At 34.1% G+C, this 10,235-nt stretch carries 7 protein-coding genes; 6 read left to right on the top strand and 1 reads right to left on the bottom strand.

Annotated elements, in window-relative coordinates; genetic code table 11:
* Positions 1 to 1,067: 1,067 nt before the first annotated feature.
* From coxB to BA053_RS06770, 6 genes are all read left to right on the top strand, one after another.
* A complete protein-coding gene (coxB, locus tag BA053_RS03630; RefSeq protein WP_065094994.1) occupies positions 1,068 to 1,832 on the top strand; it encodes a cytochrome c oxidase subunit II in 765 nt (254 codons plus the stop codon).
* A 15-nt stretch (positions 1,833 to 1,847) separates the two neighbouring features.
* Complete coding sequence (ctaD, locus tag BA053_RS03625; RefSeq protein ID WP_065094993.1) at positions 1,848 to 3,398, top strand: cytochrome c oxidase subunit I; 1,551 nt, start codon at positions 1,848 to 1,850, stop codon at positions 3,396 to 3,398.
* A 1-nt stretch (position 3,399) separates the two neighbouring features.
* On the top strand, positions 3,400 to 4,287 hold the full coding sequence (locus BA053_RS03620) for a heme o synthase (protein WP_065094992.1): 888 nt from the start codon (positions 3,400 to 3,402) through the stop codon (positions 4,285 to 4,287).
* A gap of 176 nt (positions 4,288 to 4,463) precedes the next feature.
* On the top strand, positions 4,464 to 4,901 hold the full coding sequence (gene rnhA / locus BA053_RS03615; RefSeq protein WP_065094991.1) for a ribonuclease HI: 438 nt from the start codon (positions 4,464 to 4,466) through the stop codon (positions 4,899 to 4,901).
* Positions 4,894 to 7,989: a YhdP family protein gene (locus tag BA053_RS03610; RefSeq protein WP_065106772.1), complete on the top strand. Its 3,096-nt coding sequence runs from the start codon at positions 4,894 to 4,896 to the stop codon at positions 7,987 to 7,989. The genes rnhA and BA053_RS03610 overlap by 8 nt, the downstream gene beginning before the upstream one ends.
* 162 nt (positions 7,990 to 8,151) lie before the next feature.
* Positions 8,152 to 8,286, top strand: coding sequence for a WPE palindromic element domain-containing protein (locus BA053_RS06770; protein ID WP_082941409.1), 135 nt, complete (start codon positions 8,152 to 8,154; stop codon positions 8,284 to 8,286).
* Positions 8,287 to 8,316: 30 nt separating this feature from the next.
* Here the strand turns inward: BA053_RS06770 and BA053_RS03605 are convergent, their stop codons facing one another.
* The gene (locus BA053_RS03605) at positions 8,317 to 9,912 is read right to left on the bottom strand and encodes a hypothetical protein (protein ID WP_065094989.1); all 1,596 of its coding nucleotides are present in this window, start codon (positions 9,910 to 9,912) and stop codon (positions 8,317 to 8,319) included.
* Positions 9,913 to 10,235 lie beyond the last annotated feature (323 nt).

Raw genomic sequence — 10,235 nt, 5'->3', positions numbered from 1 at the left:
TTGCAATTAAAAGCGGCTGAATCTCGCTTGTCAAGCGTTTAAAACATAAAAAACGCCAATATTTTAAAGCGGATAATAACCCCAGGGCTTCTTTTGCCTTTTTTTTATTTGGTAAATTTCTTAATATTTATAGCTAAACGACAATCGTCATCCCGCTACTTGTTAGCGGGATCTAGAGATACCGCGGCGGTATGACGGTTTGTGGCGGTATGACGATAAGGTTTATACCTTGTCATCCCAGTGCTTGACACTGGGATCCAGGAATTTTATTAAGTTGGTGAGCATAAAAATAGCTGTTTTACGTTAAAATACAATGTTTGATGATTATGGAAAGGCTGGATTCCAGTGTCAAGCACTGGAATGACACCATAGGGGCACTGCCATCATAAAGGAACCAGTGTCAGCTACTTGAATGACATCATAGGGACACTGCCCTGACAACCGTCATCCCGCTACTTGTTAGCGGGATCTATGCTTTGAGATACTGCGAATGAATCGCGGTATGACGGTTAAGTAAGGGATCTATGCTAAGAGATGCCAAAGACCTTCATGAAACTTTGCCCATTTGGCTTCTCTAAAGATTTCGTTTACAGAATCTAGTAACTCAGCTATGCAGAATGAAAAAAGTTTGTATGGTATACAAATAGTGTGCTTTTTTATAATTATTTTCTATAATGCATAAACCTTTGGTCCAAGCTATAAATGCTACCATAGGCATTAAAAGTTAATTAACAACAAGATTTTGATCTTGCAAATCATAAACTTATCATAAATTAATAGTGTCTGTTACTGCTTTTAGGTGTGAGGCTAGAGGGTTATTAGCAGTAACAGACACTATTAAACTTATTATAGAATTTACTTAAAGTAAATACTTAATTTAAAATATTATAATATTTTTACTTACAATAGATTTATGTAAATGCTTTTTTCCTCAAATTAGTATTGTACTATTATACTTGTTGAATGCTAAAAAATTATTAACCATCACTAATCTCTATTTGCATAGTAAGTTTATATATACTATTATACAGTATATCACTTAGTTTTATAGCAAACAAACAAAAGATATGGTGAAGTTATTTGCACTATTGATAATATTTTACTCAAATATATCTGTTGCCTCTGCTCCTACTTCCTGGCAATTTGGATTTCCTGCTCCTGCAACTGAAGTAATGGAGGCTGTAGTTAGGTCACATTCGTTTGTGATGCTTGTGATGGTTGCAATAATGCTCTTTGTGTGGGCGCTGCTTGCTTATATAGCGTTTCGCTTTCGTAAAAGCAAAGTAACAAACATAAGTAAAACTACCCATAGTGTTCCTTTAGAAATTATTTGGTTTGTTATACCAACTATCATTGTTGGAATATTAGCCTTTGAAAACGCTAAATTACTGAAGCTACAGGAAGAAATACCGAAAGCTGATATAACACTGAAAGTTATTGGCCATCAATGGTATTGGAGTTACCAATATCCAGAATATCAAGGTGTGTCATTTGATAGTTATATTAAGGGAAAAGAAGACTTTATCGAAGGAGATTTAAAGCTATTCTCTGTTGATAACAACATCGTTTTACCCGTTAATGCTAACGTTCGTTTACAAGTTACAGCAGGAGATGTGATACACAGCTGGGGAGTACCAGCTTTCGGTGTAAAAATTGATGCAATACCAGGAAGGCTGAATGAGGCGTGGTTTAATATCAAAAAGCCTGGTGTTTATTACGGGCAGTGCTACGAATTGTGTGGTCAAGGCCATGGATTTATGCCAATTGTTGTTGAAGCAGTAAGCAAAGAAGATTTTAATAAGTGGATTGAAAATAGAAAATTAGTGAGTTAAATTTGGAGTATAGATATGAGTGACGTACCAAAGGGCATAAAGCGTTGGTTGTTTTCCACTAATCATAAAGACATAGGGACACTGTACATTATTTTTTCCATATTAGCTGGAATTATTGGTGGATTATTATCGGTGATTATTCGCACTCAGCTAATGCACATTAATATACTTAACAATAACTATCAATTATATAACGTAATGGTTACAGGGCATGCGTTGATAATGGTGTTTTTTATGATAATGCCAGCCCTCATGGGAGGATTTGGTAACTGGTTTGTGCCTCTTATGATCGGTGCACCCGATATGGCATTTCCTCGTATGAATAATTTAAGTTTTTGGTTATTAGTGTCATCTTTTATTTTGCTCATTCTCTCAGCATTTGCTGGCGAAGGTGCAGGTACGGGTTGGACTTTATATCCACCTTTATCACAGGTAATGTCCCATCCAAGTGCAGGAGTTGACCTTGCTATACTTGCACTTCATGTTGCTGGTATGTCGTCAATTGTTGGGGCGATCAACTTTATAGTTACTATATTTAACATGCGCGCAAAAGGCATGTCATTAACTAAGATGCCACTATTTGTTTGGTCTGTCTTGCTAACAGCATTTATGCTGATTGTCGCCTTACCAGTGCTTGCCGGTGCTATAACTATGCTTCTTACTGATCGCAATATTGGTACTTCCTTTTTTGATCCTGCCGGTGGTGGCGATCCTGTGTTATTTCAACATCTATTTTGGTTTTTTGGTCATCCAGAAGTTTACGTAATTATTTTTCCTGCATTTGGCATCATAAGTCAGGTTGTATCAACTTTTTCTCACAGACCTGTATTTGGTTACATAGGGATGGTTTATGCAATGATAGGTATAGCAGTATTTGGCTTTATGGTTTGGGCTCATCATATGTTCACTGTTGGGCTTAGTGCTGACGCTGCTGCATTTTTTAGCACTACCACAATTTTTATCGGTGTTATAACCGGTATAAAAGTCTTTAGTTGGATTGCAACTATGTGGGGCGGAGCAATTGAGTTTAAAACCCCTATGCTATTTGCGTTGGGTTTTATTTTCATGTTTGTTGGCGGTGGCATAACGGGAATAATTCTTTCTCATGGTGGAATAGATAAGCTCCTGCACGACACCTATTATGTTGTTGCTCACTTCCATTATGTCATGTCACTTGCTGCATTATTTGGAGCTTTTGCTGGCTTTTATTATTGGATTGGTAAAATGTCGGGTAAACAATATAATGAGCGCTTAGGTCAAATCCACTTTTGGCTTACTTTTATTAGCACCAATATCACTTTTTTACCTCAACATTTCTTAGGATTAGCTGGTATGCCAAGGCGTATACCTGATTATCCTGATGCGTTTATCCCTTGGAATTATATATCCTCAATTGGTTCGTATATGTCCTTTGTTTCAGTTATGTTTTTTGTGTTTATAGTTATACATCTCTTCAAATGGGGCAAAAAAGCTGGAGATAATCCTTGGGAAGGTGACACCTTGGAATGGACGGTATCTTCACCACCGCCTTTTCATACTTTCGAAAAACCACCAGTGATAAAATAGAATGCATACAAGTGTTTTGCTCAATGTTGAATCAACAATACTGGATTTTTGGCGTTTGCTGAAGCCAAGGATAATGTATCTTGTGGTATTTACTGCAGTTGCTGGTATGGTTACTGCACCAGGTAGTATGCACCCTTTTCTAGCACTAATATCTCTTATATGTGTTGCTCTTGGCTCAGGATCTGCAGGTGCTATAAATATGTGGTATGACAAAGACATAGATCTGCTCATGGAAAGGACAAAAAACCGCCCTATACCTTCAGGTAGAGTTTCTGCAGAAAGCGCGCTTGAATTTGGTATAACTCTTGGAATATTGTCAGTATTTATCATGGCAATAGCAGTAAATTATATTTCTGCTGCTTTGCTTGCAGTTAGCATATTATTTTACGTTTTCGTATATACAATTTGGCTAAAAAGGCGTACTCCGCAGAATATCGTTATCGGTGGTGCAGCAGGTGCTTTTCCTCCAATGATTGGCTGGGCAGCTGTAACTAATTCTGTCAGTTGGGAAAGTTTCATTTTATTTTTAGTAATTTTTATGTGGACTCCGCCACACTTTTGGGCCCTATCTTTAAATAAGTCTGAAGACTATGCAAAGGCATCGATTCCAATGTTCAATATTGTTTATGGTCCGGAAAAAACAAGAAAATATATATTAATTTATAGTGTCTTGCTGGTGCTAACTAGCTTGCTTCCAGCTCTATTCTTGAAAAAGGCTTTACTTTATCTAAGCATGGCAATTTTTGTAGGTTGCATCTTTATTTGGTACGCTGTATCTGTTATGAAGTTCAAGAACCACAACTCACAGAAACAAATGTTTTCTTATTCAATTTCTTATCTATTTTCCCTATTTGCCAGTATTATTTTTTGTTCTATTGATTTATTTTAGTTATGAAAGAACGGCAGAAGTATAAAAACTATTTTTTACTTTTCCTTTTGGTAATGCTCGTTGTCACACTTTTTTTTGTTTCTATAATAAAATTTAAAGGTGCAGCTTAAACTACCTTTAGAAATTGTGCTTTCATAGAAGCAACTATATACTTTATTAATTCATTACAGTGAAAGATGAGCAAAAAGGAAGTGACAATATATACGGATGGGGCGTGTTCTGGTAATCCTGGAGCGGGAGGATGGGCAGCTATCATATTATTTCAAGATTATAGAAAAGACATTTATGGTAGAGAAGAAAATACCACAAATAATAAAATGGAGTTAACAGCAGTAATCAATGGACTGAAAGCGTTAAAATTTTCTTGTAATATTAATTTATATACGGATAGTCTCTATGTTAAACATGGTATAACAGAGTGGATAAATAAGTGGAAAATGAATGGCTGGAAAACAAGCAATAAAAAATCAGTAAAAAATATGGAATTGTGGAAAGAGCTAGACAACGTTGCTTCACAACACGAAATTGATTGGAAGTGGGTTAAAGCACACAGTGGCGATAAGTATAATGAGGAGGCTGATAGTTTAGCAAGAAAAGCAATAATCGATGCTTAAAAAAATTACTATATTATTTTCCGTAGCTTTATTATTCATATTGTGCTTCTTTATTTTTTTTAAGCCTTTAGAAATCAATATTAATTATATTAATTTCTATGTTAAACATAAAATATCAAAAATATTTGTTGGCTCAAGCGTTAATATGGAGAATACCTCAGTTGTTTGGCAGAAAGATGGCAAAGATCCGTATTTAGTCATTACGGATTTGGCAATAGCAAACCCTAATTTTACTATAAAAGTTCCTGAGCTTTTTGTACATTTTAAGTTAAGTTCCTTATTTAAAGCTAGCACAAATCTCTCTCAGGTTTCAGCTGATAATGTGCATGTATGTATCAAGAGAGAAGAAACTAATGTTAATCCGCAAAACTCATTAGACCTTTTGGATAATCATTATTTAAGTAATAACCGCCTTCCTTCGGTGTCATTCCAGCGCGTGACGCTGGAATCTAGAAAAAAAGAAACAAGTAGTCAAGCTACTTGGATGACAAGGACGAGTGCTGGGATGACAGGAAAAAAAGATACTGGGATGACAGGGAAGAATTTCAAGATGACAGAAAGTAGTGCAAAAAATCTATTAAAAACAATAAGGGAATTTTTTTTTGACTTAAATGCGGATTCAAAAATTGAATTTACTAACATCGCTATTGATAAAAGCACAGAAGATGAATTTTTTATTGATAAATTGTATATAGGGAAGGGGGAAGATTTTAATGTTTTAGATATTCATGTGAATACAAAAGATGGAAAGGGATTTTTGGATGATTTATCAATTACGATAAAAAATCGCAACAATTTGTTAAATGTGTACGGGACATTTTATGATCTAAAATTGGGACTATTGAGCGAGTTTTCTACATTAGTTAAAAGCTACAATTTGGACAAAAATGTAGGATTCAAAGGAAGCTTCTCAGTGAAAATTAATAAAAAGGATGAAATTGTAGATGGAAATATATACGTATTGAATACAGAAAATTATTTGAACAAAAATTTAGCCTTAACTAATGTAAATATAAATTTAACATATAGTGATGGAATTATTAGTGTAAAAAACTTCCATTTTAAGTTAAATGACACGTATCTCTCTTTAATAGGCAAGATGAACTTTAGTACAAGCCATGCTTTGCTTAGAATTAATATTAGTAAGTTTGCTGCAAAGGATTTATGTACTTATGTACCAGATGGTGTAGTAAATAGTAAATTTAAAAGCTGGTATTGTGATAATATTGATGGGAATGTTTTAAACACAATTGTAAGTTTCAATGGCAAAATTAAAAATTTATTTAATAACGATCTGTCAGATATCGTAGTAGTTGCTGATATAGAAAACGGTAGCGTAAAATTTGATGAAGATTTTGAGCAAGTAAAGGAATTAAAGGGTGATTTGATCATCAAGAATAACGATCTTGAAATTACTGTAAATAGTGCTAAGTTTCAGAATTTCACTATTAATGGTGGTGATATTGAAATGAAATCTCTCAATAAGGAAAATTCAGTTCTAACCATTAATGGCCAAGCTGTAAGTGATGCATATGGTTTATATGAGCCTATAAGATTTAAGCTGGATGATGTGGTGAAGGTTGAAAGGGATAAAGTAAGTGGAATGGCAAAATCTGTATTCAGTTTTCGCATTTTTAATCTAAATGCTGATGACAAAAAAGTAGATTTTTCGGCCAATTTTCATTCCGAAATTGACAATTTGGCCGTCTATAATGCAAGTCTTGGTAAATATGATATTAAGCTTAGTTTTGGCAGTGACTTTATAGATTTAAATGGTAGTGGTATGGTGAATAACACACAGCTATTATTTGACCTGAAAAGTAGCAATAGGAATGAAAGTTTCGCCTGGAATTTGACCGGAGATTTACCTGCTCAAATATTTAATTTTGATAGTGGCTATGTCAGTGCAAATTTAGAGTCAGTGATAAATCAAGATAAGACGGGGTATGTTAATGGTGATATAGATTTATCAGAATTTGAATCACATTCAAGCTACTTAGGGTGGAAAAATCGCTTTGAAGATCACAATAAAATTTTGTTTTCTACAAGGTTAAAAGGAGCAGGTGAATTGTTAGTAGATAAATTAGACATTGTAGGAAATGACCTAGATATAAAATTCAGCGGAAGAGTAGAAAATGGAAATTTATATTTAAATTCTAGTAGCTTTAAATTGCCTGATAATGATTTTAGTATAGAAATTGAATCAGGTAAGGAGAAAAATGCCATAACTATTTATGGTGAGGAAATTAACTTAAGTGATATTTTAGGCTTGCTTGGCAAAAACAGTAATGGATTAAATAAAGATATAGAGATTAGTATGAATGTTGACAATGTAATTATGAAAGAAGGCATCGTTATCAAAAATGCTAAGCTGAATGTAACCTGTACTAAAGGTAATTGCAATGGAAGTCAATTTACAGGGCAGTTTCTGGAAGATAGCAGCAACATACTAGCAGAATACAGTGGAATAGGGCTCGAAATATATGCGGATAATTCAGGTATGCTTTTGCGTTCCTTAGGCATTAGTAAATCAATTAAAAACGGCAAATTGTCTTTTTATCTCTCTCCTCAGAGAGAAAGTGGAGAACATTATGGTACGTTATCCATTAGCAATTTCTACATCAAAGATGCTCCACTACTTACTACTTTATTGTCGATGTCTTCATTGCCTGGCATTGTAAATGCCATAAAAAATGAAGGTGTATACTTTTATAAATGTAATGCACCTTTCTCATACAAAGACGGCTCTGTCGAAATTGAAGAATCTTGGCTTGAAGGAGCGGAATTAGGCATTAGCACTAGCGGTAAGCTCGACATTAGAAATTATAAATTCCAAGTTGAAGGACAGGTAATACCAGCATATTCAATTAATAAATCTTTGTTAAAAATTCCTATAATTGGGAAACTTCTTACTGGCGGGAAAAGTAGGGGAATCGTTTCAATAGACTATAAAGCAAGTGGTGATGACAAAAACAATAACGTATCTGTTGATCTTATCTCTTCGCTAACTCCAAACCTATTAAAGAGGTTATTGGGAGTGTTTGATCGCATTATGACAAAAACTAACAAGGCTATTGTCAGCAATTAAAGTGGTATGAAAAAAAAAATTTGGTTCAATATGACCAAAAGGGAAGTTGTTCAACAGTATCTGTTCAGCGGAGTGGCAAAATAAGGTAGACGAGAAAAGACAACTATAGGAACAAATGGGTGTCATGCAAGTAGCTGACACTGGTTTCCATCCAAAAGGGCAGTGCCCAGACACTGGGATCCAGAAAATTTGATTGTGTACTATATAGCATTTTCGATCAAAAGCTGGATTCCAGTGTCAAGCACTGGAATGACATCAAGGGGCACTGGAATTTTTGTTTCAATATTTGTACATTAGCCATGCATCTGAACAGATACTGTAAATTAGCTATAGCCCATCAGATGAGTTGTAATGGTTATAATTGTCTGATAAGTGATCTCTAACATCGTGACCTAACTCATTGGCATCAGGCTTAACATCGTGATCTAACTCATTAGCATCGAGCTTAAACAAAGAAAGATTGTCATCAGATTTTTCCTCTTTAGACCCAAATAACCATGAAAAGAGTGATGAGATAGAATCAATAATAGATTTAATTGTTGAAAAAATATTGGATAAGAAACTACTGGGTTGCTGAGTATCCTCTTCGGCTGATCCTGGTTCAGGCTCTTTTCCTGCTGTGTCATCCACATCTTGTTCAGGTTTACCTCTGCTTATGAGTGTCTTATCTAACCATTTAGATATATTCTTGTCGGGATTATGAAAATACATTTGACTTATCTCCTTATTTTCATCAATGTAAATCACTAAAGTTGTATTCTCGTTTCCCAATCCATCACATTCACTAACGAGCGATTCATGAGAGTTCTTAATGTCTTTAATAAATTGAAGTTTTTCTTCTTCTGCTGAAAGATAATCTCTGTGTTCTGCTCTATAAGTGGTGCCTTTGTATTTAAAACTAAACATTGATCCATGGTCTTCATATTCATCTACTAGTTCATGAATACTCTTGACATTTTGTATAGCTTTAAATTTTTCTTCTTCTGAAAGGTTCTTGTGATATTTATAAAGTGTACCTTTATATTTAAATTGAAACATCGATCCACGGTCTTCATATTCATCTAATCCAGAGTTCTTGATACGTTGTATAATTTGAAATTTTTCTTCTTCTGAAAGATCTTTGCGGTATATACTACCAGTTGTATCCTTATATTTAAATTGAAACATCCATCCACGGTCTTTATATTCATCTACACCCATCTGCTTGCAAATAGCTTTATAATTTTTTTCTTCTACCTCTCGTCCAACAACATTTGCTATGAGTTCAGTATCCAGAATATTCAAAGTTCGGACTGTTGCTGATGGTGAAAAACGTAATTGAAATATGTGACCTAGCTCATGACCTAGAACAAAATCCATGGTACTTTGCTTATATGTCAGAATATTCTGATAATCTGTTACTCCTCGTGTAATATATCCTGGACCACCATCTTCATCTATGCTGAGAAGATTGTTATACTTTGTATAATCGCTTCTATTATTGAAAATGTAAACCGTTATATCTTTACTTATGCTACTATCTTTGAAGCAAAACTTTTCTTTAAATGCCTCATAGGCAGTTTTAATGTCTGTTTCTATTTGGTTTTGTTCCTGCTCAGATAAGTTGTCGTATTTTATAGTACAATTTATATACCCGTATTTAACGGTAAAGCTGTTAGACAAAACATCATGTATATTTGTGGAAAAATAATTGAACTGCTTTGACTCAGCTTCCTTGTACAATTGATGCCCATATTTATCACTAGAATACTTTGGTAGTTTAGGTACTTTGGCAATTAAGTTTTTGTTACTATCAAAAAAAGAAATGTCTGTATTACCAATTTCACAATTTTGTATAGATTGTCCACAAGTGCCATCATTTGCACAATCGTGATGATTTGGGTCAGTCTTCTTATAAAACCATGCATTAGTGTATTTTCCCATTTTGATACCTCACTACCAAACCTTACTATATTATTATCTTGGTAAAAATCATAATAATTCGTTAACTTGTATTTTAAATCTGTATCAAATGTGCTTTTCTCGTAAGGTATCAATTGTGAAGTAATTAACTTTATTTGTTTAAAATTTTGCTAAAATAGCTCTTTTTATACTATGTTTTATATAGCTAAACTGACTTAGATTTACTGACAATTTGAAAAACAAAAATTCGTCATTCCGCTACTAGAGGTTGTCCACAAACCAAGGAATACGTAGTATATAAAGAAAGAATATTGAGGTAAGAGATGAGGAAAAAATATCCAACA

The organism is Wolbachia endosymbiont of Nomada ferruginata, assembly GCF_001675785.1.
Classification (GTDB): Bacteria; Pseudomonadota; Alphaproteobacteria; order Rickettsiales; family Anaplasmataceae; genus Wolbachia; species Wolbachia pipientis.
The sequence above is the reverse complement of the archived record's forward strand: the minus strand, read 5'-3'. Positions and strand labels throughout refer to the sequence as shown.

Bases quoted from the DNA above. Each gene is read 5' to 3' on its own strand.
- coxB (WP_065094994.1), top strand. From the start codon at position 1,068: ATGGTGAAGTTATTTGCACTATTGATAATATTTTACTCAAATATATCT.
- ctaD (WP_065094993.1), top strand. From the start codon at position 1,848: ATGAGTGACGTACCAAAGGGCATAAAGCGTTGGTTGTTTTCCACTAAT.
- BA053_RS03620 (WP_065094992.1), top strand. From the start codon at position 3,400: ATGCATACAAGTGTTTTGCTCAATGTTGAATCAACAATACTGGATTTT.
- rnhA (WP_065094991.1), top strand. From the start codon at position 4,464: ATGAGCAAAAAGGAAGTGACAATATATACGGATGGGGCGTGTTCTGGT.
- BA053_RS03610 (WP_065106772.1), top strand. From the start codon at position 4,894: ATGCTTAAAAAAATTACTATATTATTTTCCGTAGCTTTATTATTCATA.
- BA053_RS03605 (WP_065094989.1), bottom strand. From the start codon at position 9,912: ATGGGAAAATACACTAATGCATGGTTTTATAAGAAGACTGACCCAAAT.